Below are 24092 nucleotides of genomic sequence, written 5' to 3'. Positions count from 1 at the left end.
AAGCCATATCAAAAAGCTAAAGAACCTTAGCTTTCTCCTTAGACTTATCCTTACTCGGAAACAGCAAACACGCGATTGCTGGTAATAGAATCAACGCACCAAGCATGTTCCAGATAAACATAAAGGTTAAAAGTATTCCCATATCTGCTTGGAACTTTATTGGTGATAATGTCCAAAGGACTACACCAATCGCAAGGGTTAAACCGGTGAAAGCAACTGACTTCCCTGTACTTTGCAAAGTTTCTAGATAAGCCTTGGACAGTGAATGACCTTGTTTGAGAAAGGTCTGCATTTTGGAATAGATATAGATACCATAATCAACGCCTATGCCTACACCTAAAGCAATCACGGGCAGGGTTGCCACCTTAACGCCAATACCCAACTGAGCCATTAGCGCCTGACAAAGAACTGATGTTAGCGCTAGAGGCGCGATAATACAGATAACTGTTCTTATTGACCTAAACGTTAGCAAGCAAAGCAAACTTACTACTGAGTAAACCCAAATCAGCATCTCATACTGAGCCGTCTCAATGACTTCATTGGTTGCAGCCTCAAAACCGGCCTTACCTGCAGCCATTTTGAATTGGATATTTTCAGTGCCGTATTCAGCAGCAAAGTTATCGACTGCCGCTGTTATATCTTTGAGTGTCTGGGCTTTATGATCATCCAAGAACACGATTACAGGTAGTAAAGAACAATTTGAGTTCATCAAACCTGCTGGCACATGGGAGAGGGAGGCATTAATAACGTACTGGTTACGTAGCACTGTTCGCCACTTAAGACTGCCCTCATTAAGCCCTGCGGTAACACGTTCAGATACGTCAACTAAAGAGATACTGGATTGGACACCCTTAATGGATCGCAGATAGAACTGAAATCTATCTACAACCTCTAAGGTTTTATAATGACTACACTGTTCCTCTTGTGTAGTGACCATCACCACAAACACATCACTGGATGTCGAGTAATTAGAGGTTACAAACTGATTATCCAAGTTATAACGAGAGTCAGCACGAAGCTCTGGCGCTCCTGCATCAAGATCTCCTATTTGTAGATCCTTACTACCATACAAACCTAGCACTAACATAATGCAAGCTGTGGTTACTGCGATCGTTGCACCTATAGGGCGAGAGAAAAAGCTTAGGTAATGCCAGTAAGAGCTTTCCGACTCAAGACTACGCTTAGCTTTAGCTATCGCTCGCTTACCCACCCCAACGTAACTCATGAGTAATGGCAACAGCATCAGGTTAGTCAGCACAATAACAGCAACACCCAGAGAAGCAGCGACCGCCAAATCTTGGATCACTTCGATCTCTATCACCATTAAAGTGATAAACCCAATACCATCAGAAATTAGCGCTGTAATGCCTGGAATATAGATCGCTTTAAATGCATGTCGTGCTGCAGCCAGCTTGCTCGAGCCTTTAGTGGCCGATTCTAAAGTAATCGTATTTACAATCTGAACACCATGACTAACCGCTATAGCAAAGACTAAAAACGGCACCAGCATCGAATAGGGGTCGATACCATATCCAAGCAGATTAAGCAGACCTAACTGCCAAATAACCGCTGCGAGAGAGCAAACCAGCGGAACGATGGTCCCCATCACGCTGCCAGAATATAGATAAAGCAGTATCAATGTAACAACTATTGCCACAGCAAAGAACAAGGCAACTTCAGTCGCACCATCAATAAGGTCACCAACGATTTTGGCAAACCCTGTCATATGAATATCAATTTGATCTGAGCCGTACTTGTCTCGTACTAGAGTCTCCAACTGCTCGGAGAAAACCTGGTAATCTAGTTTTTCACCGGTTTCAGGATGTAAATCAAATAGCGGAACCTGCACCATGGCCGATTTAAAATCGTTACCTACCAAAATGCCGACTTGCCCAGAACGTAAGATATTCGTTCTTACCTGCTCCAAACTTTCACTCGAACCATCATATTTAGCAGGGATAACAGGCCCGCCTACAAACCCATCCTCGGTTACCTCGGTCCAACGAACATTTGGCGTCCAGATAGACTTAAGTGCAGATCGGTCCACCCCTGGAATAAAAAACAGCTCATCCGTTACTTGCTTTAAAGTTGTCTGAAATTCAGGTGTAAAAATATCACCCTCTTTGGCAGCTACAACCACTCGGATACTATTTCCAAGGCCCGCTAGGTCATCACGATATTCAATATAGTTTTCCACATACGGGTGTGATGCAGGGATCATTTTCACAAAACTAGCATCAGGGCGAACCTGAGATGCTTGCCAAGCTAGCAATGCTGTTATCAATACAAAGATGAACAGTAATACTTTGCGATAGCTAAAAAGAAGCGTCTCAGTTAATTGTTCACTGGTGTTAATCGGCCATAACAGAAGAGCGGATAGCTTATTCATTCTCAGCACCCTCCTCTAAAGCGATCTTTGTGACACCAGCCTCACCTACCGCTATAAGCTTATTCTCGAGATGGGAAACAGCTGCATAACTCAGTAAGCCTCGCTTAGAAAAAGCCTCAAACCCGCTCGCGGCCTTTTGTAAAAGCACGCCACCTTGCCCTACTAGATATAATTTTCCATCCACTTCCACTGCGTCATTGATTGTCGATTTAACAGGTAGTTCTATTTGCTCCCAAACTCCCGACTCAACTCTTTTCAGCGCATTGCCTCTTAACCCCATCAGATATAGTTCATCACCTTCCACCATAGAAAAAAAAGAGCCCTGATATGGTAAAGAAAGGCTTTCCCAGCTCAAGCCTTTATCATTGCTTTTTAGTAACAAACCAGCTTCACCTAACACAAACAACTCATCCTGTTTGGAGTAGAACAGTCGATTAAAATGAAGGCCCTCAGGGTTAGGTAATTTATGGCCTGTGTAATGCCAACTAGCGCCCGCGTCCTCTGTTTGAATAAAAAGGCCGTATGCACCTACAGCAAACCCTCTCTGGGAATCGATAAATGCAATATCTAATAATGGAGAGCTTGCTCCTTCATCAACTGCGAACAAAGCATCATCTAGTTGGTATTCGAGGTTTTCTAACTCAACTGGATCATATTCTTGCGCAGAAATTTCTGAGATCGATTTTTCAATAGCTTTGACACGCAATTGGTTGAGCTGGTTGCCATTTAGTATTAACTGCCATTGCGCTCCTGAATCTTTACTTGAGAGCAGTACGCCATCATGCCCTACTGCCCAACCAGCTGCATGGTTAAAGAAGTTAACAGCCGTCAGCATGGTACTGACAGGCACTTTAGCTTGTTGCCATTTTTCACCTTCATCATCCGAGAAGATAATGACTCCTTGCTCGCCCACAGCAACCAATCTTTGACCGGCAACATCAATATCAAGCAGCAAACTACTATCCAAGCCGCCTTGCTCTAAAGCAGAAAGCTGTAATCTATCAGCTTTTACCAATCCTATATTTAACAAGAGCGCTATACTCAGTAGCGCTGTTGGCAATCGTTTCAGCATGCAAAAACCCAATTATTATTTTTGTCGGGAGGATTATGGCAGCTTGCTACAAAGCCAGCTTTTGCTCAATAACATCCATCCGCATAATCACTAACAATAATAGTCAGCAATTTAATACTGATTGAAGATCAGTACAAAATTCGCTCGCCAGCGCACGTCAAATACGAATATTTAAAACTGATAATTTAGGCTTTCTCTTATATAAAAAACTGCCATTAGAAACAGACAGTTACCAATAAAATTTATTACATTTATATGACATGACGCATATTCAAACATCAACTTCCATGCTAGGTTTAGCCTATGCTTGTTGTAGGGCTCAAAATAGATATGCTTAAACCTATTCGTAACTTCTTCGTGCATTTAGCCACGATTTTAATTGCCAGCGGCCTTTCCGTATGCGCTACTGCCAATGACAACGATCAATATATTCGTGTTTCTGACTACTTATTAGAACACCCCGAACAACGCCAAAAGATGCTGACGTTTTCTCAAATAGTGCGTAACGAAGCCTCTCCCTTACAAACAAGCAACGAGAAACCGATCAAAATTGCAATCATCTATCCGGCAGAACAATCCTCAGACTACTGGAGAAGAAGCGTAAGCACCCTTGAAAAGCGCTTATCCGAACTTAATATTTCCTATGATATTAACAGTTATTTTTCCCGGCCCACTGTCGATATTTCACTGCAGAGCGAACAACTTAACGACGCAATCGCTTGGAAACCCGACTATTTAATCTACACACTTGACGCTCTTCGCCATCAAGCAATGATCGAACGAATTTTACTACGCGGAAAACCTAAATTAATTCTGCAAAACATCACAACCCCACTTCAGCAATGGCAGCAACTAAAGCCCTTTCTCTATACCGGTTTTGACCATGAAAAAGGGACTCAGCTTCTTGCAAATCAGATGTTAAACCAGCATCCACAAGGCACTTATTCCATGCTTTACTTCTCTCAGGGATATGTAAGCCAGATGCGTGGGGATACATTTACACAACAAGCTGCAAACAATACCGACCTAAAATTAGTAAGCAGTTACTACACAAAAGGAATCAGCGAAATTGCTTATAAAGCAACACTCGCCTCCCTTAAAAAGACACCTGATTTAAATATGATTTTTGCTTGCTCAACCGATATTGCTTTAGGTGCACTCAAAGCTTTAGATGAAAACAATCTAAGCGATCAAGTAACTCTAAATGGTTGGGGCGGCGGCGATAGGGAAATAGAGGCACTCCTTGAAGGAAAATTAGACCTCACTGTTATGCGAATGAATGACGACAGTAGTGTCGCAATGGCTGAGGCAATAAAGATGGATATTTCAGGCCAAAGTAGTAGTGTGCCTCACATCTATTCAGGCGATATTGTTTTATTGAGCAAGAACACACACAAGGATGAGATTGAGCAACTAAAGAAAAGAGCTTTTCGCTACAGCAGTAACGGGCAGTAATCATTGAAAAAATTTAAGTTCTCAACAGCTATCTTATCTATTGTACTCTGCGCACTCACCGTAGTCGCTTTAGTGCTGCTAATACCTGCCTATCAAGGCTCTCAACGAGCATTACTGGAAGAGATCAATCTATCCCATTCCCGTAACCAAAAGGTTCTCCAACAATTCTTTGACAAATACCTAAAGGCAGCGGCCTTTAATGCCGAACAAATTAGTCAGCGCGATATTCTGAAGAACGGTATTGATAAACAAAACCATAAATATATTAACCAATTTCTACAGCAGCAACTTGCAAGCCAGACTGGAGAGAGCATTCATGCATTTGTGCTAGAAACACAAGAAGGCGATCACTTTGAATTTATTAGTACCTCGCTATTAGGCATGCAACTCAACCTTAATGAATTAACTAAAGAGTTCATCCCCAATCGTAGCTGGAAGGTACAAACATCTTCTCAGAACACAGCCCAATCCCAACAACTCATGCGAATTACCTTCCCAATAATCAGCGATAATTTAGGTGAAGTCGTTGGAACATTACACGCATTTATCTTATTAAATGATCACTTCAAACTACTTAGTGAAATCCAAAGTTTAACCGGCGCAGAATCCGTCGCGCTGTACTTTGATCAACAAGTCACATCGAGTTTAGCCCTCACCCCTAAGCTACGAGCAGCACTCCTACAATCAAAACCAGATACTCTGTTTGAGATATTCGAAGACGATAGAATCATCCACCACTATCAACTCACTTTGAGCACACAACAACAATTAAAAGTTGTAGCCACACTGCCAAACTCTTCGATCCTTGCTCTAGAACTGGCATATACAAAAGATTTGGGTATGGCGATTACAGCAGCACTAATCATCGGATTACTAACTGTATTAGCGATCTCACGACTGACAAAAACATCGCTGGTGCGTTTAGTTCAATATGCTGAAGACATGGCGATCAATCGTGATGCCGAACCTTTTAAACCGGGTCACTTCTCCGAATTCAACCTGCTAGGTAAAACTTTAGAGCATATGGTTGGCCGAATAAGTGAGCACGAACAGCAACTCAATGGCATTATCACTAATACACCCAACATCATCTTTATAAAAGGAGCTGATCTACGCTACCAGATGATCAGCCCTAATTATTATGATCTGATTAAAGACAGCTCAGTAAAAGTAATCGGAAAAACTGACCATGAGCTCTACAGCCCCCAACACGCCGACACTCTTAGAAACAGCGACTTAGAAGTTATCCAGACAAACAGCCCTATTCAAATCGAATACACAGGTGCGACTGAGCTAGGCCGCCGAAATTATTTAAGTACCAAATTCCCTCTGTTTGATGAATCTGGAAAAGTCTATGCCATTGGTGGAATCGTAACTGATGTAACTGATCTCAAGGATGCACAAAGCCATATCCAATTGGCCGGACAAATTTTCGATCAAGCCGATGAAGCTATTTTGGTTATTGATACCCATCTAAAAATGATTACTAGCAATAGTGCCTGCCATCAGCTTTGCGGCTTTGACGACCTCACTATCAATCAATTTAGCCGTAGGTTCTTCGCTGAGCACCCAGAAATCCGCCATAGTTTAAAACAAGATAAACGCTGGCAAGGCGAAACCCAGATACGTAAGCCAAACGGCCAAGCCTTTCCTGCATGGCTTTCGGTCAGCAATTTGTATACGGAAGATGATGAAGAGCGCTTTGTACTGATTTTTTCTGATATTAGCGCCAAAAAAGAAACAGAAACCAAACTTGAAAAACTGTCTCATTATGACGGCCTAACAGGATTACCAAATCGCAGTTTGTTCTTCGATCGTTTACATTCAGCTATTGCACGCTCTAATCGTGAGAAGAGTCAAACTGGCTTACTGTTTATCAATATTGATCGCTTTAAAAACATCAATGACACATATGGGCATGCCGCAGGTGACGAATTACTTAAGGCTACTGCCAACCGCATCTCCGGTTTTATCCGACCTGACGACACCGTATCTCGCCTAGGTGGGGACGAATTTGGCGTGATTTTACAAAGTATCGATAACGTCGATACAGTCAGTCATATTTCTCATCGAATCATCGAATCATTAAGAACGCCATTCCAGCTCGACAACTTCACAAGCAACGCTCCGGTAAGTATCGGCATTGCCCTATATCCAGATGACGGCAAAGATGCGAAAGAGCTACTTACTAACGCAGATACAGCGATGTATCACATGAAAGAGAAAGGCAGAAACGGCATTCTTTTTTATGACCAAGAGGTCAACCAAAAGGCTGAAGCGCAAACTCGCTTGGAAGAAGACCTTAGGCTTGCCCTGCATCACCAAGAAATCTTTGTGGTTTATCAACCTCGTTTCCATATCAATGGTGAAGATATCCTGAGTGCTGAAGCACTAGCTCGCTGGAACCATCCAGAAAAAGGAATGGTGCCACCAGGGAAATTCATCGAGCTTGCAGAGCAAACAGGCCTCATTGTAGAACTGGGAAGAGAGATTTTAAGCCAAGCCTGCCACGCAGCAAAAGCTTGGAACATCAATCCAGAAAAGCCAATGCCTGTATCAGTTAACCTCTCGGCCAGACAGATTTATGATCCCAATTTAATCGACGATATCAAAGGCGCACTGATTGGTAGCGGCCTTGCCCCTTCACTACTGGAACTTGAGATCACAGAAACACTTGCTATTGATGACCTAGACAAAGTCATCAACAAACTCCAACAGATATGCGATCTTGGTGTTAACTTATCCGTAGATGACTTTGGCACCGGCTATTCATCGCTCATCTATCTAAAACGCCTACCTGTAAGCACCGTTAAGATCGATCGTTCTTTTGTTACTGGTGTACCAGGTGATGCGGATGATGAAAACATCATCGCTGCGATTATATCCATGTCCCATTCATTACAACTCAAAGTGGTTGCTGAAGGCGTAGAAACCCAAGAACAGCTTAGCTTTTTGAAAAATCATCATTGCGATGAAATCCAAGGCTTCTTACTAGGCAAACCTGGTAGCAGTGATCGCCTCCTAGAATATGCGAACATTACATAACCAATTGATTATATTAATAATATAAAAAATTAAGAGCTCATCCAAAAAACCATATTTATTTTCAGAGTATCCATTGCAGGGAAGCTAAAGCCATGGAAGAATACCGACCGTTCAGTCCGAGCCCTATAAAAACTTATAATTTGTATGTGAATTTTCATGCAATTGTCATTTACATGAATATACTAAGTTATTAAGCAGACAAACATCTGCTGTGGTTCTGCACGGAAGAATAAGTACTACACGGGATATAAAGATCCCCGTCCAGAATAAACCGGAATTAAACTGGAGACAGATATGGCTTCTGTTCGCACAACAGATCGGGAACACGTGTATCCCGAAAATGTTCGCCTTATTTCAACTACTGATACCCGTGGTATCATTACCTATGCAAACCCAGAATTCTGCCAAGTTGCTGGATACACTCAAGAAGAACTCATCGGTAAACCTCACTGCTTAGTTAGGCATCCTGATATGCCTGCAGCAGCTTTTGAAGATCTGTGGAACCATATTAAAAATGACCAACCTTGGATGGGGATGGTAAAAAACCGCTGTAAAAATGGTGACTATTACTGGGTTCAAGCCTATGTCATGCCGATTTACGACAACAACGGGACAAAAACGGGTTATCAATCAGTCCGTACTCGTCCAACCCAAGAGCAGATCCAACGTGCTGAACAGGTCTATGGCAAGATCCGAAAGTCTCCGCCTAAGTCAGTTAAAACAACCAGTTTAGCTGCCCGTATTATGGGCATTGCCGGTTTAATGGGAGCCGGAATACTCGCCTTAAACTTCGCTCCTATTTCAGAGCTATATCAATCTATCGCAATGCTAACAGTATTTGCTGCTGGGCTTTATGCTTTGTTCGCTAGCACCCGCGGCCTCAAAAAGATCTCCTCTACTGCAGACCAGATCTATAACAACCCGTTAGCGCAATTAGTGATGACAGAAAACATGCACGAGCAAGGCTCTGTTGATCTAGCTACTCGCATGATGCGTGCGCGCCTACGTACTGTTATTGGCCGAGTTGAAGACAGCATAGAAACCCTTGGTGAAGTCATGAGCGAGACAGATGCTGCAATAAACCAAACAACCGCGGGTATTCAGCAGCAAAATAGCGAGAGTGACATGCTTGCCAGCGCAGCAACCCAAATGTCCGCTACAGCCCATGAAATAGCACAAAATACCGCTCAAACTTCTCAAGCAACTCAGAAGGCATCAGACCTTGCTAATAATGGTAAAGAGAACATTGATGTTATGCTCGAAAGCATCACCGAGCTTGTTAGAGATGTAGAAAAAGCTTCAGAGTCATCAGATGAGCTGAAACACCAAGCCTCATCTATTGAGCAAATCGTTAACATCATTAACGATATTGCAGAACAAACGAATTTACTGGCACTCAATGCTGCTATCGAAGCTGCACGCGCAGGTGATCAAGGCCGTGGCTTTGCCGTAGTAGCTGACGAAGTACGCACACTAGCACAACGCACCCAAACTTCTACCAGCGAAATCCGCAGTACTATTGAGGCCATTCAAACGCAGGTTGCAGTAACTGCCGACACCATGCAACGTTGCTCAGAGCAAGCCCAAAAAGGAATACATTTAGCTAACGATGCAAGCCAATCATTTGACTCTGTATCTGAGGCCATGGTTGAAGTATCTGACCGCTGTATTCAAGTTGCTAGCGCTTCTGAGCAACAAAGTTCTGTATCCGATGAGATCAACAACAATATCCTTAATATTCGTGATATTGCTAGTAGCAATATGACTGCTGCAGAGCAAACCAACAATGCCAGCAACAATCTGCATAAATTGGTAACAGACCTACGCTCTATGATGAAGACCTTTACGGTTTAATTCACGCCGCAAACCCTTTATAGGCCCTAGCTAAGCTAGGGCCACCGACATCCTCCTAATACTTTTATACCGACCTTTCGGTCAGATATAATGTCGTATTGTATAGACTAGTAGCCATTTCACATTTAATATTGATTATCATTAGCAAATTTTATAGCCCATTCTGAATGAGCAAATCTAAAACCTTATGTAAGTTTAGTAAGAGCGATATAGAGCATCACTTCAAAGAGATTGCGAAACATACCCGCTCAAGCACTTACCTCTGCCGTAAATGCGCTCGTTCTGCTAATTGCAAAAAATGGCTATGTAAGCCTGTTGCTATGTGACGTAACTAATTAGTAAGGATTTACCTATGCTCAGCCCAGCAATGCTTGAAAAGCTAAACGAACAGATTAATCTAGAATTTTTCTCATCCAACCTTTATCTACAAATGGGTGCTTGGGCCGAGTCAAAAGGGTACGAAGGATGCGCCGAATTTCTATACAAGCACGCTGATGAAGAGATGTCGCACATGAAGCGTCTATTCACTTATGTCAATGAAACCGGTGCGATGGCGCTGATCGGCACGATTGAAGCTCCAGAGGCAGAGTTCGACTCAATTCGCGACCTATTCGAAAAAGTTTACGAACACGAATGCCTAGTTACCCGCAAAATAAACGAGTTAGCGCACACAGCTTTCACAAACCAAGATTACTCAACTTTTAGCTTCCTACAGTGGTATGTAGCTGAACAGCATGAAGAAGAGAAGCTGTTTAATGGCATCCTAGATAAAATCAAAATAATTGGCGAAGATGGCAAAGGCTTATTCTTTATCGATAAGGAGATCGGAGAACTAGCTAAAAACGGTGATGGCGGCAGTATTATGGCCAGCACAGAAGAGACCATTTAATCCTTAAATTTCAACAAGTTATAATAAAATCTTAAAAACGGACAATAAATAAACAAAAAAAACTCATGTTTTTTATATTTTTTTACTAAAGAATATTATTTATTGTCCGATATTTAACCGAAAGTAGCCTCTCATGCCCAGCAAGGAGATATAGCGTGAACACTGATTGCAAGCATTGCTTTGAGTTAGTTAAAAACGGGAAGGAACACCCACAGCTAAAAACGGTTAGTGATTTAGGTAATTCTCAGATCTGTAAATGCGGCAACTGCGGCGCAATGCTGATGAGCACAGCAGACAATTGGGAGATTGTAATCAAGGGTTCTGTTGCTCGACATCACAAAAAACGTGCTAAAGAAGCGAAAGAAAAAGTTGCTTAGGTAAATACCCTAGCTAAATTTTACTTGGCACCATAGATAGTTACGCGTAGTTTTGTACTGGAAACATAAAGACGATGGGTTCCTATGCATTCACTACGCCAGCTGATTGAACAAGATAATAATCACAACTTATTCGATCTACTTTCAAGTCTATGCCAAGGCTCCATCGCCGTCGATGAAACAGCTTCTATTCTGTGGATGAGTGATGCTTATCGCAAGCTTGTCGCTATTCCTGAACAGATGGATCCCATTGGCTGTAACGTAGAAGAACTAATCCCCACAACGCAACTCCCTAGAGTCATCAAAAGTGGAAAGCCATCCTTTGTAGATCTCATGCAGATCAACAACCGCTGGTGCGTTGTTACCCGTCTCCCTATCAAAAACCCTGACAATAAAATCATTGGAGCTATAGGTTTTGTTTTTTATGATGATTTAGATAGCCTTCAGCCACTGTTTGATAAATTTGCTCGTCTACAGCGAAAATTTGAAGATGAGAAAATCATCCGCCCAAGCCGATACGCCCTAGACGACATGATCGGTAATGCGCCCAAGACGCAACAGCTTCGTCGTCAAGCACTAAGAGCCTCGCAACTCGATACCACCTTACTTTTATTAGGCGAAACCGGGACAGGAAAAGAGCTATTAGCTCAAGGCATCCACCATGCTTCCACACGTCGTAGCGGACCTTTTGTAGGCATTAACATGGGCGCGCTACCCGAATCTCTTGCCGAAGCCGAACTGTTTGGCACAGCGCCCGGTGCTTATACTGGCGCAGATAGAAAGGCTCGACAAGGCAAAGTCCAACTAGCTGAAGGCGGTACTCTATTTCTTGATGAGATTGCAGAAATGCCTCTCGCCATGCAGGCAAAACTACTTCGAGTGCTTCAGGAACGAGAAGTAGAAGCACTCGGCTCCAACCGCCTTGAAAAGGTAGATGTTCGCATCATCGCAGCAACAGCCAAAGATCTACGCAGCCAAGTAGAACAAGGTTTATTTCGTGAAGACCTTTACTACCGCTTAAACGTCTTGCCGATCAATCTACCGCCTCTACGGGAGCGCATCCAAGATATCCCTCTGCTATCCGAACACATGTTGAGCGAGATTCAGCGCCAATCGCAACTACCAGAACTGCCCTTGTCTCCGTCAGCCCTAGAATGGCTACAAAGCTATAGCTGGCCTGGTAATATTCGCGAACTTCGAAATCGCTTAGAACGAGGCTGCGTTATGGCTGAAGGCTCTTCAATTGAAGCGCCAGATTTAGGCGCAAATGAAGAACAACCCCTTCACAGAAACCCTTTAACAAATCTAAAAAGCTACCGTAAAGAGCATGAGCGTTCAGCCATTGAAGAAGCGATACAGCAATGCAATGGTAATAAAACAGCTGCAGCTAAACTGCTAGGTATCTCTAGAGCAAGCCTTTATCAACGCCTAAGAGACAACAAAAACGTTTAAAAAAACAGACACACAAAGCACACTGTCTATTTTATTAGACACTTATCTACATCCAGCCTGCAACAAAAACCTTCAAGCCATTGTTTTTAAAAGATATTTAAAACATGGCCCCCGCCTTGCTATGTACAACTGAATTAAAAATAACAAGAATGGTATTCAGGATGTCTCAGAATAAGCTGATCTCAGCCGATCAAGCGGCAGCATTAATTCAATCAAATGACACCATAGTTACAGGCGGCTTTATCGGTATTGGCTTTGCTGAAACCCTTGCAAAAGCGATCGAAAAACGATTTCTAGATCAAGGCACCCCCAACAATCTCAGCCTACTTTACGCGGCCGGCCAAGGCGATGCCCAAACCCGTGGTTTAAATCACTTTGCCCATGAAGGAATGATTAAGCGCGTCATCGGCGGGCATTGGGGGTTAGCACCCGCCCTCGGGAAAATGGCGTTCGAGAATAAAATCGAGGCATATAACCTTCCTCAAGGAGTTATCTGTCACATGTTCCGCGATATTGCTGCAGGTAAACCGGGCACTCTCACACGCGTAGGGTTACACACCTTTGTAGACCCACGTATTGAAGGTGGTCAAGTTAATAGCCGCACAGAAGAGCAACTAGTACAACTACTTGATCTTAACGGTGAAGAAGCCCTTCTATACAAACACTGCCAACCCAACATTGCCCTGCTACGTGGCACAACAGCAGATAGTAAAGGCAATATATCCATGGAACGTGAAGCCCTGCCTTTAGATGCTTTAGCGATTGCGCAAGCCGTCAAAAACAGCGGCGGCAAGGTGCTAGTGCAAGTTGAACGTATTACTGCACAACACAACCTAACACCAGATAGAATCCGCATTCCGGGAATTTTGGTCGATCATATTATTCAAGCTCCAGCTGAAGACCACCCTCAAACTTTTGCCGAATCCTATAACCCAGCCTACAGTGGTGAAATTACGTTACCGGCTCAAGCAAGCAAACCTGTTCCTTTAGATGCAAGAAAAATCATCGCACGTCGCGCACTAATGGAGCTCAAAAATAATGCTGTGGTCAATCTGGGGATCGGCATGCCAGAAACGTTAGCAGCCGTTGCAGCTGAAGAAGGAAAGATAGAAGATTTCACTCTAACCGTTGAGCCTGGCGGCATCGGCGGCCAACCCGCAAGCGGGCTTAGCTTTGGTGCAACAAGTAATGCAGAAGCGATGGTAGACCAACCTGCTCAGTTTGATTTCTATGATGGCGGCGGTTTGGATCAAGCCTTTTTAGGGTTGGCGGAAACATGCCCTGAAGGTCACGTTAACGTAAGTAAATTCGGCCCTAAACTCGCTGGTGCTGGCGGATTTATCAACATTACCCAAAACACTAAAGATGTGTACTTCCTTGGAACATTCACCTCAGGGAAACAGTTATTAGAAGTACATGAGCACGGATTAAAAGTGATAGAGAACGGGCCTCTTAAGAAATTTAAAAAATCTGTACAACAAATCACATTTAATGGCGGATACGCCATGCAATGCCAGCAACGGGTCACCTTTATCACAGAACGTGCCGTATTTAAGCTAACTCCTAAAGGATTGTTACTGACTGAGATTGCACCGGGTATCGATCTGCAGAAGGATGTTCTGGATCAGATGGAGTTTATGCCATTAATAGATGATCACTTAACACCGATGGACGAGCGCTTATTTCGCGAAAGCCCTATGCGCCTCAATCAACCCGGTAGCAGACCGATGCAGCAGATGCGGGCATTAATGAAGAACGTTCTTCAACCGCAAAAACCGGTCCCACAACCGTCAAAGATGTACTCAATTTCGTAAGATCGTCCTTTTATCATCCAGCAATAAGATAGGGGAAGGTACACAACGTACTGACCCCATTGCCATATTCTCGCTGTGCGGCGGACTTGTGCTAAGGCTCTATTCTTATTGCAGAGAGCGGTTCACGTCATTACTCAAATCTATACTGCACTTCACCGCAGCCCCGGATTTTAGTCTTTTGGCCGCTCTCCGGATGTTTTTTCATCTCGGCTGACTCGCAATTCCAGCTATCTAAAGTAATACTCCTAAGAGCGTCTAACTGCGGGAGCGCTTTATGAAAAAGCTAACTTTAGTTCGTCACGCAAAATCCAGCTGGAAAGACCCCACTCTTGATGACTTTGAGCGCCCTCTCAATAAGCGTGGTCAGAGAGACCTTCCAAAGATGGCTACGCGTTTAGGTGAATATGGCATCGAACCAGAACTCATCTTAGCAAGCAACGCAAACAGAGCATTAACAACTGCCTCCGAAATCCACCGGCACCTCAATTTAAAACCGGAACAATTGCAAACCCATCCAGAACTGTATGCATCTTGTGCCGAAACACTGATGTACCTTTTGCAAAACCAATCAGATCATCTGAGCAGTATTATGCTGGTCGGCCATAACCCAGCGCTACACCAACTAGCTGATATGCTGACTCAAAGCCACTTAGAAAAGTTTCCAACGGCAGCGGTTCTTCACATGCATCTAAGCATTACCCAGTGGCATGAATTAGCAGCGGGCTGTGCCACCAGCATTCTATTCGATTACCCGAAAAAGCACGCTTCAACCGCCGCCTAAGCAACTATGATAAACTGTACTCTTTATTCCAGAGTGAGTGCCTGTGGATCTTTACCTTTCATCGCTCAGTTTTACTGCGAGTATCACTGCCCCTATCTTTTTTATTGGTTTCCTTGGCTACGTACTAAAACGTGTAGGGCTGATTGATGATGCCTTCATAAATACAGCATCAAAGCTCGTATTTATGATCACTCTGCCAGCCTTGGTCTTTATGTCTATCTCAAGGACAGACTTTCACGCAGTCTTTAATCCGGAACAACTGGGTTTTGTCTTAATAGGCACTCTGATCAGCTTTATCGCTCTTTGGTTTCTTGCTAAGCGCTGGATCAAACAACCAGAAGACTTAGGCGTTTTTATACAAGGTGCGTTTCGAAGTAATTACGGCATTATTGGTTTAGCTGTGAGCTATAACCTGTTTTCTGATTCCGGTTTAGCTCAAGCATCCCTATTACTGGCACTCGTGATTCCTCTATTTAACGTCCTTTCAATCATTGCATTAACTCTGCCAGCCAAACATAAAGGTGGCGCAAGTATCGGCAGCACTGTATTAGAAATCGTAAAAAACCCACTGATCATTGCGGTATTGCTGGCACTTCCGTTCTCTTACTTCGGTTTCCAGCTTCCCGAAATTGCACAAAAAACGGGGCGTTACTTCGCCAATCTGACCCTACCTTTAGCCCTATTGGCTATAGGCGGCTCATTGAACATGAAGAGCTTACGTAGCACTTCTTCACAAGCCACTTGGGCGACCTTATCAAAGCTACTTTTTATCCCTCTGATATTAACACTCGCCGCATGTGCATACGGCTTCAAAGGGCAAGATTTAACCATGCTCATGGTTCTATTTGGATGTCCGACAGCTGCTGCCAGTTTTGTTATGGCTAAAGCGATGGGAGGAAATGAGAAACTAGCGGCGAATATCATATTGATGACGACCATAGGCTCTATCCTCAGCCTATCGGCGGGCATCTATATCATGCGCATTACAGGTGTAATTTAAGCTTCCGTACATTCTGTACGCTTAAGATAGGTCTGCAAGCTAATTTGATCAGTGGTTTCAAAATGACGGGACAATTGCGTAAGCGACTGGATACGATCCAATCTAAACATACGAAAATCATCGCGCAGCTCACACCAAGCGACCAAGGTCCAAACAGCGCCCCAGTAAACCAAACCTAAAGGCCAGATTTTACGTTCGGATTGTTGTTTATCTTCTCGTTGATAACCAATAGAGATCACAAACCGATTCTTGATTGCGACTCTGATCTGGTCGCTGTATTGCGTTGTCCATTGTCGATGCAATCCAGGAACAACAAACCATTCAGGACCTTCAATATATTGATCATAAAGTTCAGTCGGCAAAACCGCTTTGACCTTATCTAGCACTCGGGAAGCAGACTGACCCAGATGCTGATCACTACAACCCTGCACTAAACGTACGCCAAGCAACAGTGCTTCGAGTTCTTCTTCATCAAACATCAAAGGTGGCAGGTTAAATTCAGGGCGTAGGCGATAGCCTACCCCCGCTTCACCTTCAATAGGTACACCGGAAAGCGAAAGCGCCTGTATGTCTCGGTAGATAGTTCTCTCAGAGACTTCCAACACCTCAGCCAAGGCGCTGGCCGTTAAAGCGGTTCGGCGGCCGCGCAAAAGCGTTAATAATTGAAATAAGCGTTCCGCTTTCCTCATTGGCAATTTAGCTCCCTAAGCCCCTTCGCAAATCATCGCTTCTGTTTGTACTTCCATATGGCGCATATGACAACTGTCCATATCAATAAGGCCGCACAACGACTGGCCTTCGTCAGATTTCATAAATGCATCTCCCGCCGCTTTAGCTGTTGGCATATTCTGCCAATAAGCTAAATCGTGCAGTAAGCCATTTTCATCTTCGCTCACTGAGCGATACAGAAAGCCTTCCTGCTTCTTCAGCCACTCATTAACCTTGTCATGAGTCGATGCAAAGTCAGCTTTATTCACGCCCGATTTCAGATTGTAAGTTACCATTTCCACGACGGTTGTTGTCATTGTTATTCTCCTTAATCCAATTCTTAAATATGACAACAGGGATGCTAAACTAGGCCTACTGACAGCGTAGTGTCAGTAGAGTTTTATTAAATGAGGATAAAGATGTTTAAGTTATTCAAAAGCGATCGATTAGCAAAAGCTTTTAAGGCGATCGATGCCGATGATCTGACCAAGCTACAAAAACATCTGCAAAAACTCGAACCGGAAGAAATCAATCAACCAGTCTCTGATGATACTGCGCCTTTAGCTGAAGTATGTATTCTTAAACAAGCACCAAAAGCGTTAAAGCTGGTGCTAAACTTCGGCGCTAATGCAGACCAAACAAGTCACACCAATGCAAATCTAACACTTGCAGAACTGTCACTTAGACAAGAAAACAGCCTGCCATTATTAACAGTGCTTTACACTGCTGGCGCCAAAACAAATCCAACACCACTTCTGCAGCAATGCTTTGATCATTGCTCCGAACAAGAACTCATGCTGCATCTATCCGTCTTGCTCCAGTATGGTGGGCAGCTCGATGATGAGCTTATTCATAAAGCCTTAGCTAGCGATCAGTTACCGCTTATCCACTTTATTATAAATTCTGGCGCATGTTGTCCGAACGATATCGACCAACACAGTTACTCAGAAGAGACGCTAAACTATGCGCAAAAATGCTGGGACGATCAGAAAATTAGAGCGATGTTTCTCTCATGACAGATTCAAAGAGATGCTTTGTAATAGCCATCGCAGGCGCACCTGGTAGCGGTAAGACCTCTTTAACCTTAGCCCTAGCTAAACTGCTAGATGCAGACACACTCTTCTACGATGATTATCAACAAGCCACAAATCAATCCATGGCCGAAATCCTTCAATGGATGAAACAAGGTGGCGACTACAACAATTTAAATATTCCCGGCTTTGCTGAAGCGATTGCCGCCCAGATCCAAACCTCTGATAAAAGCTTCTTGTTGATTGAAACCCCATTAGGCCGACATCATCACGCCAGTGGGCAATATATTGATTGCCTAGTTTGGCTAGACACCCCTCTTGATATTTCACTTGCTCGTAACATCAAAGCCTTTAGCAACGAATTTAAAAAAGCCCCATCTGACTACGTTCAGCAACTGGACTGGCTAGCTCATTACCTTGAAGGTTACATTCAAGATATCCGCGCTACACTCGTCATACAACAAGAACGCCTAACCGAAGATGCCGATATTAATATCGATGGCACACTACCACTTGGCGAAATAGCTCAGCGCATTTACCAAGCGATCTCACAAGAACAATCAAAAGGATAAACAATGCAGCCTCTTTGCCTTGATGATTCAACAGCTGAACAACAGGACTGGAAAGCCTACCTTTGCATCGAGGCATTTATTCAAGATTTTGTCACAGCCCAAGCACTGTTTACGGCTTTACAACTAGGCCTGATCAAAATCCTATCAGACCAACCTCGTTCTGAAGATGCTTTGCAACAAAGCCACCCTAAAGTGACAGCCCTGGGCATGCTGCTCCAACAATTAAAAGCAGCTAATGTCATTGAGCAGGACGATAAACTTCGATGGAAACTGACGGCGGATTTCAGCCAAACACTCCCCTTCCAAGATCTGCTACTTTCCAAATTGGAGTTTGCAAACCTATTAGCACCTGACCTTTTGGAGCACTACACACTGTTCCTTGAGGACATGCCTCGTTTTATTCAGCAAGCTAAGGTATTTGAACTGTTCGCTTACAATCGCTGTTTTGAGGTCACGCCAGAAAACATTACTGCAACCCGTCGCTGGATGCGCTTCACCACCTGCTTAACCCGCTACGAAGGCCGTGTAATTGCTAAACACGCCGATCTGAGCCATATAAAAAATCATTTGGATATCGGAGGAAACAGTGGAGAATTTGCACTGCAATTATGCAAAACCAATCCAGCACTCAATTCAACTATTATCGATCTTCCTGTGGTGTGTGAAGTAGGTAAAAGACACATTAGGGGTGAACAAGAAACAGATCGAATCGATTTTAAAGCTGCAGACGCTCTTGTGGATAAACTACCGCAGCAACAAGATCTGGTGACCTTCAAATCGATCTTGCACGATTGGCCAATAGAAGCCTGTGCACAATTTATCCGCCAAGCGACGAGCACATTAAATGATCGGGGTGAAATACTGATATGTGAAAGAGGACCATTAGATCTAAGTGATCCAGTACCTTATGGCCTCTTGCCTATGCTGCTATTCAATCGCTCTTTCCGTGAGCCCAATGCTTATATTGAGTTATTGGAAAGCAATGGTTTTAACAACATTGAGATTGAAACCATTCAGTTAGAAACGCCGTTCTTCCTAATTCGAGCTAGACGTTAAAACTTGAGGGGGGTATTAATTGATAAGTCAGGAATATCGATTTTAGGGCAGCGATTTACTACAACCTTAAGGCCTGCATCTTCAGCACGTTTCTGTGCGTCAGGGCTGTAAACCCCTAACTGCAACCAAACGGCCTTAGCTCCGATTTGAATAGCCTCGTCGATAACCTCTCCAGCCTGATCGCTGCGACGAAACACATCGACCATATCTACCGTTTTATCAATATCAGCTAAAGAGGCCACAACCTGCTCACCGTGCAGAGTTTCACCCTCAAGTGCAGGGTTGACCGGGATAACGTCATAATCGCAAGTTTTCAAGAAAGCCATCACACGAAAACTTGCGCGCTCAGGCTTGTTACTCGCACCTACTAGCGCGATAGTCCGGACACTTTCTAAAACATCGATAGATAACTGATCGTCAGTCATGACTATCACCTTCGGCATGCATGCCTTTGCAAACACTACACTCTGGGTCTTTGCGCAATTTAAGGGTGCGCCAATCCATGGCTTTTGCATCTAAAAGCAGTAAACGGCCTGCCAAGTTCTCGCCAACCGAAGCCAAAACTTTTAATGCTTCTAATGCTTGAACCGATCCGATAATACCGACTAGAGGCGATAAAACACCGGACTCAGAGCAAGTAAGCGCTTCATCACTTCCCTCTTTGTAGAGGCATTGATAACAAGGTGATTCTGGATTAAGCGGATCGTAAACCGCCACCTGACCTTCCATACGGATAGCCGCACCGGAAACCAATGGTTTCTTGTGCATAAAGCAGGCACGGTTAATCGAAAACCGAGTACTAAAGTTATCAGTACAATCAACCACAAGGTCAACGGTTGCGACTAAACGCTGCAAAGCCTCATCGTCTAAACGCTCATACAATGCTTTAACTCGAGTATCCGGATTAAGACCGGCAATGGTATTTCGAGCCGAATCCACTTTAGGCGCTCCAATACGCTTAGTGTTATGAGCAATCTGACGCTGTAGATTGGAAAGCTCGACCTCGTCATCATCCACTAGGATAAGCTCACCTATACCTGCCGCAGCTAGGTACATAGCGACAGGACTGCCCAAACCACCTAGACCTATGATCAAAACTGTCGAATTTAACCAGATCTCCTGCCCATTGATATCGACATCAGGCAACATAATTTGGCGGCTGTAGCGTAATAGCTGCTCATCACTCAGCATTGTTTTCTCCTTAAGCGCAGGTGTTACCTGGCCATAATGCAAAGGTTACTCGCTCATTATCGCCATAATCGCGCTGAGTACCAATTTCTGTATACCCTAAACTGTCCAGCAAGGCGCGGCAAACAGGACCTTGGTCATAACCATGCTCAAACAACAGATGACCGCCTGGAACAAGGTAACTTCGAGCCTGTTCACAAATATGTTTAATATCTGCCATACCATGATCTTCAGCCGTAAGCGCCGAAAGCGGCTCAAATCTCACATCACCTTGTGCTAGATGCGGGTCTTCTGGATCGATATAAGGAGGATTACTGACGATCATATCGTAATAACCATGGTGAGGCTCAAACCAACTTCCCTGTATAATCTCTACATTTTCAAGCTGCAAACGGGCTCGATTACGCTCGGCCAACTGCGCGGCCTCCGGCACAAAGTCTGATGCAACCACTGTCCATTCTGGGTTCTCATAAGCTAAAGCTAAAGCTATGGCTCCTGTTCCCGTGCCCAAATCAGTAATACGTGCGTGCTTCTTAGTGCACAACTGCAAAGCCTTTTCGACCACCACTTCGGTATCGGGACGAGGAATCAAGGTATGAGGGGACACTTCCAAGTCAAAATCCCAAAAACCTCGCATACCGATAATATGCGCAACGGGCTCACCTTTGAGACGCCGATCAATCATCACTGTCAATTGATCGACAATTTTTGGGTCTAACTCTTTTTCAGGCCAAGTAAACAGGTAGCTGCCCGGCTTATCGAGCAGATGACATAGCATCAACTCAACATCTAATTGAGCCGACTCACTGACACCACCGAGTTGATTACTTAGTTTTACCGCTTGCTTAATCTGCATAGAGATTTAATACATATCAAAAAGGGCCATACAGGCCCTTTGATTAACTTTCTTCGGAGAGCGCCCCAAGCTGTTCTGCTTGGTGCTCATTTAAGAGCGGCTCAACAACGTGTTGCAGCTCACCACCAATAATCTCCTGCAGCTTATATAGCGTTAGGTTGATACGGTGATCCGTTACTCGACCTTGTGGATAATTATAGGTACGGATTCGTTCAGAGCGGTCACCACTACCCACTAGACTTTTACGCGTACTTGCCATTTCGGCTGCCTGTCGTTCGTCTTCTGCAGCCTGTAAACGAGATGCTAGAAGTGACATCGCCTTAGCACGGTTCTTATGCTGCGAACGCTCTTCCTGACACTCAACTACTACACCTGTAGGAATGTGGGTCAAACGAATAGCCGAATCAGTTTTATTGACGTGCTGACCACCAGCACCTGATGCACGGAAGGTATCAACACGTAGATCAGCTTTATTGATCTCGATCTCAGCGGACTCATCCATCTCTGCCATAATTGCAACGGTACAAGCAGACGTATGAACACGGCCTTGAGACTCGGTTTCAGGAACACGTTGTACACGGTGTGCACCGGATTCGAATTTCAGCTTCGAATACACATCCGTCCCAACGATACGAGAGATAACCTCTTTATAGCCGCCATGGTCACCTTCGTTAACGCTGATAACCTCTACACGCCAACCCTGTACTTCCGCGAAACGAGAGTACATACGGAAAAGATCACCGGCGAAAATAGCTGCTTCATCGCCACCGGTTCCGGCACGTACTTCCAAGAAGACGTTGCGAGAATCATTTGGATCTTTAGGTAATAAAAGAATCTGCAGTTCAGCTTCAAGGTTTTCGATACGCTCTTTAACGGCAGGGTATTCCTCTTTTGCCATCTCTCGCATATCAGGATCACTGTCAGCCATCATCATCTCGGCTTCTTCAAGATCATCCTGCGCTTGATTAAAAGCTGCAAATGCCTGTACTACAGGCTCTAATTCGGAATATTCCTTGGAATAATCACGAAACTTATCCTGATCTGAGATAATTTCTGGATCAGACATTAGAGCAGCAAGCTCTTCGTATCGATCGCTAAGCTTTTCTAGCTTACTTAGAATAGATTCTTTCATTATTTCTCATTCTTAGCATGTTCACCTAACTGGTGAAGCTCTTGCACCAAGTCCAGTAATTCACTGCGCCCTTCAGCGCTCGCTTTACGCATTTGAATTGTAGGATGGTGCAGCATTTTATTCGTCAGGCTACGCGCTAACATGGTTAACACTTCTTCAGCTGGTTTACCATTCTCCAGCTGTTTTAACGCTCGGCCTAATTCTTGATCACGCAAACTTTCTGCCTGACCACGGAAAGCCGTTAATACATCAACCGCTTCCAGTGAACGCAACTGACGCATAAATTCATGCGCGCCAGTCTCTATAATTTCTTCTGCTTGCCTAGCAGCATCTTCACGGCTACGTTGGTTCTCTTCGATAACCTCTTTAAGGTCATCGACCGTATACAAATAAACATCATCCAGTTCCGCAACTTGCGCCTCTATGTCACGCGGAACGGCTATATCAACCATAAAGATAGGGCGGTGCTTACGTTGCTTAAGCGCGGACTCAACTGCACCTTTACCTAGAATAGGCAACTGGCTGGCAGTAGAAGCAATCACTATATCGGCCTCGGCAAGCGCATTTGGAATATCACCCAACAAGATCGCTTTACCATCAAACTCATCAGCTAGAGCCAAAGCGCGGTTAAGAGTACGGTTAGCCACCGTGATATCTTTAACGCCAGCATTCGCTAAGTGACGCGCTACCAACTCTATGGTTTCACCTGCGCCAATCAGTAACGCTTTGCTTTCGCGCATATCCGAGAAGATATGCTGAGCAAGGCTTACTGCTGCATAAGCAACTGATACTGGGTTTTCACCAATCGCCGTATCAGTACGCACCTGCTTAGCCACAGAAAACGTCTGCTGGAATAAGCGTCCCAGCTCGGCACCTACATGGCCATTTTCTTGAGAAAGGCTATATGCCGACTTCAGTTGACCAAGTATCTGCGGCTCTCCCAATACTAAGGAGTCCAAACCGCTCGCAACACGCATCATATGACGCGCGGCATCTTCACCCCAGAAAGCATAGGAACATTGCTGCAGTTCATCAGGATCTAAATCGTGGTATTTGCCTAGCCATTCCAACAGGGCTCTCGACCCTTCTATGGCAGAAGAGCAATACAGCTCTGTACGGTTACAGGTCGATAGGATGGCAATCTCTTTCAGATCAGCAAATTCGGCAGCACCATTCATCGCTTCAGCAAGCAGCTCGGGGGCAAACGCCACGCGTTCGCGAACCTCTACCGAAGCCGTTTTGTGATTGATGCCTAATGCAAGTAACGCCATGCGATCCGCCATACCAAAAAATCTACCGTCGTATAGACGGCACTACAAATCAACTGAAGCTGATCTAAATCAGCGCGCTATGATACAACGCTTTGCGACAAAGGTTAAAAGGCAGCACCACAATTTAGGCAACTTCGATCAAAAAACAGC

Annotated in this window: 21 protein-coding genes; 12 read left to right on the top strand and 9 right to left on the bottom strand. The window is 44.2% G+C overall.

The window, feature by feature from the left end; translation table 11 throughout:
• Positions 1 to 16 precede the first annotated feature (16 nt).
• Both ACMXYS_RS02440 and ACMXYS_RS02435 read right to left on the bottom strand, forming a co-directional pair.
• Positions 17 to 2389: an efflux RND transporter permease subunit gene (locus ACMXYS_RS02440; RefSeq protein WP_415897476.1), complete on the bottom strand. Its 2373-nt coding sequence runs from the start codon at positions 2387 to 2389 to the stop codon at positions 17 to 19.
• The gene (locus ACMXYS_RS02435; protein WP_415897475.1) at positions 2382 to 3461 is read right to left on the bottom strand and encodes a WD40/YVTN/BNR-like repeat-containing protein; all 1080 of its coding nucleotides are present in this window, start codon (positions 3459 to 3461) and stop codon (positions 2382 to 2384) included. Before ACMXYS_RS02435 ends, ACMXYS_RS02440 begins: the two co-directional genes overlap by 8 nt.
• A gap of 303 nt (positions 3462 to 3764) precedes the next feature.
• On the opposite strand from ACMXYS_RS02435, the gene ACMXYS_RS02430 reads away from it, so the two are divergent.
• The 9 genes from ACMXYS_RS02430 (at position 3765) to ACMXYS_RS02390 (ending at position 16128) form a co-directional block, all read left to right on the top strand.
• Positions 3765 to 4916 carry a substrate-binding domain-containing protein gene (locus ACMXYS_RS02430; protein ID WP_415897474.1) on the top strand — a complete coding sequence of 384 codons (1152 nt, stop codon included), beginning with the start codon at positions 3765 to 3767 and terminating at the stop codon, positions 4914 to 4916.
• A gap of 3 nt (positions 4917 to 4919) precedes the next feature.
• Positions 4920 to 7961, top strand: a complete 3042-nt coding sequence (locus ACMXYS_RS02425) for an EAL domain-containing protein (RefSeq protein ID WP_415897473.1) — start codon at positions 4920 to 4922, stop codon at positions 7959 to 7961.
• Positions 7962 to 8255: 294 nt separating this feature from the next.
• Positions 8256 to 9815: a PAS domain-containing methyl-accepting chemotaxis protein gene (locus tag ACMXYS_RS02420; RefSeq protein WP_415897472.1), complete on the top strand. Its 1560-nt coding sequence runs from the start codon at positions 8256 to 8258 to the stop codon at positions 9813 to 9815.
• Between the two features lie 352 nt (positions 9816 to 10167).
• Positions 10168 to 10704, top strand: a complete 537-nt coding sequence (gene ftnA, locus ACMXYS_RS02415; RefSeq protein ID WP_415883393.1) for a non-heme ferritin — start codon at positions 10168 to 10170, stop codon at positions 10702 to 10704.
• A 155-nt stretch (positions 10705 to 10859) separates the two neighbouring features.
• Positions 10860 to 11081: a hypothetical protein gene (locus tag ACMXYS_RS02410; protein ID WP_415883392.1), complete on the top strand. Its 222-nt coding sequence runs from the start codon at positions 10860 to 10862 to the stop codon at positions 11079 to 11081.
• An 84-nt stretch (positions 11082 to 11165) separates the two neighbouring features.
• The gene (locus ACMXYS_RS02405) at positions 11166 to 12533 is read left to right on the top strand and encodes a sigma-54 interaction domain-containing protein (RefSeq protein ID WP_415883391.1); all 1368 of its coding nucleotides are present in this window, start codon (positions 11166 to 11168) and stop codon (positions 12531 to 12533) included.
• A gap of 161 nt (positions 12534 to 12694) precedes the next feature.
• Positions 12695 to 14347, top strand: coding sequence for an acyl CoA:acetate/3-ketoacid CoA transferase (locus ACMXYS_RS02400; RefSeq protein WP_415883390.1), 1653 nt, complete (start codon positions 12695 to 12697; stop codon positions 14345 to 14347).
• Between the two features lie 274 nt (positions 14348 to 14621).
• Positions 14622 to 15128, top strand: coding sequence for a SixA phosphatase family protein (locus ACMXYS_RS02395; protein WP_415897471.1), 507 nt, complete (start codon positions 14622 to 14624; stop codon positions 15126 to 15128).
• Positions 15129 to 15171: 43 nt separating this feature from the next.
• Positions 15172 to 16128 carry an AEC family transporter gene (locus ACMXYS_RS02390; protein WP_415897470.1) on the top strand — a complete coding sequence of 319 codons (957 nt, stop codon included), beginning with the start codon at positions 15172 to 15174 and terminating at the stop codon, positions 16126 to 16128.
• Here the strand turns inward: ACMXYS_RS02390 and ACMXYS_RS02385 are convergent.
• On the bottom strand, positions 16125 to 16817 hold the full coding sequence (locus ACMXYS_RS02385) for a helix-turn-helix transcriptional regulator (protein ID WP_415897469.1): 693 nt from the start codon (positions 16815 to 16817) through the stop codon (positions 16125 to 16127). The two genes, ACMXYS_RS02390 and ACMXYS_RS02385, sit on opposite strands and share 4 nt — an antisense overlap.
• A 15-nt stretch (positions 16818 to 16832) precedes the next feature.
• On the bottom strand, positions 16833 to 17153 hold the full coding sequence (locus tag ACMXYS_RS02380) for a hypothetical protein (RefSeq protein WP_415897468.1): 321 nt from the start codon (positions 17151 to 17153) through the stop codon (positions 16833 to 16835).
• Between the two features lie 102 nt (positions 17154 to 17255).
• On the opposite strand from ACMXYS_RS02380, the gene ACMXYS_RS02375 reads away from it, so the two are divergent.
• From ACMXYS_RS02375 to ACMXYS_RS02365, 3 genes are read left to right on the top strand one after another with little or no spacing between them, the layout of a single operon-like run.
• Positions 17256 to 17852, top strand: coding sequence for a hypothetical protein (locus ACMXYS_RS02375; RefSeq protein WP_415897467.1), 597 nt, complete (start codon positions 17256 to 17258; stop codon positions 17850 to 17852).
• Positions 17849 to 18439, top strand: coding sequence for a hypothetical protein (locus ACMXYS_RS02370; protein WP_415897466.1), 591 nt, complete (start codon positions 17849 to 17851; stop codon positions 18437 to 18439). The genes ACMXYS_RS02375 and ACMXYS_RS02370 overlap by 4 nt, the downstream gene beginning before the upstream one ends.
• A 3-nt stretch (positions 18440 to 18442) precedes the next feature.
• Positions 18443 to 19495 (top strand): methyltransferase, encoded by a 1053-nt coding sequence (locus ACMXYS_RS02365; RefSeq protein ID WP_415897465.1) that lies wholly within the window; start codon positions 18443 to 18445, stop codon positions 19493 to 19495.
• Here ACMXYS_RS02365 and ACMXYS_RS02360 read toward each other — a convergent pair.
• Genes ACMXYS_RS02360 through hemA form a run of 5 tightly spaced genes read right to left on the bottom strand, consistent with a single transcriptional unit; the run spans position 19492 to position 23942 of the window.
• The gene (locus ACMXYS_RS02360; RefSeq protein ID WP_415897464.1) at positions 19492 to 19920 is read right to left on the bottom strand and encodes a CoA-binding protein; all 429 of its coding nucleotides are present in this window, start codon (positions 19918 to 19920) and stop codon (positions 19492 to 19494) included. The genes ACMXYS_RS02365 and ACMXYS_RS02360 overlap by 4 nt on opposite strands.
• Complete coding sequence (locus tag ACMXYS_RS02355) at positions 19913 to 20686, bottom strand: molybdopterin-synthase adenylyltransferase MoeB (protein WP_415897463.1); 774 nt, start codon at positions 20684 to 20686, stop codon at positions 19913 to 19915. The genes ACMXYS_RS02360 and ACMXYS_RS02355 overlap by 8 nt, the downstream gene beginning before the upstream one ends.
• Positions 20687 to 20696: 10 nt before the next feature.
• A complete protein-coding gene (gene prmC / locus ACMXYS_RS02350) occupies positions 20697 to 21539 on the bottom strand; it encodes a peptide chain release factor N(5)-glutamine methyltransferase (protein WP_415883380.1) in 843 nt (280 codons plus the stop codon).
• A gap of 43 nt (positions 21540 to 21582) precedes the next feature.
• A complete protein-coding gene (prfA, locus tag ACMXYS_RS02345; RefSeq protein WP_415883379.1) occupies positions 21583 to 22671 on the bottom strand; it encodes a peptide chain release factor 1 in 1089 nt (362 codons plus the stop codon).
• A complete protein-coding gene (gene hemA, locus ACMXYS_RS02340; protein ID WP_415883378.1) occupies positions 22671 to 23942 on the bottom strand; it encodes a glutamyl-tRNA reductase in 1272 nt (423 codons plus the stop codon). The genes prfA and hemA overlap by 1 nt, the downstream gene beginning before the upstream one ends.
• Positions 23943 to 24092: the final 150 nt, after the last annotated feature.

Source organism: Neptuniibacter sp. QD57_21 (assembly GCF_047778075.1).
In the GTDB taxonomy this organism is placed as follows: Bacteria; Pseudomonadota; Gammaproteobacteria; order Pseudomonadales; family Balneatricaceae; genus Neptuniibacter.
The sequence above is the reverse complement of the archived record's forward strand: the minus strand, read 5'-3'. Positions and strand labels throughout refer to the sequence as shown.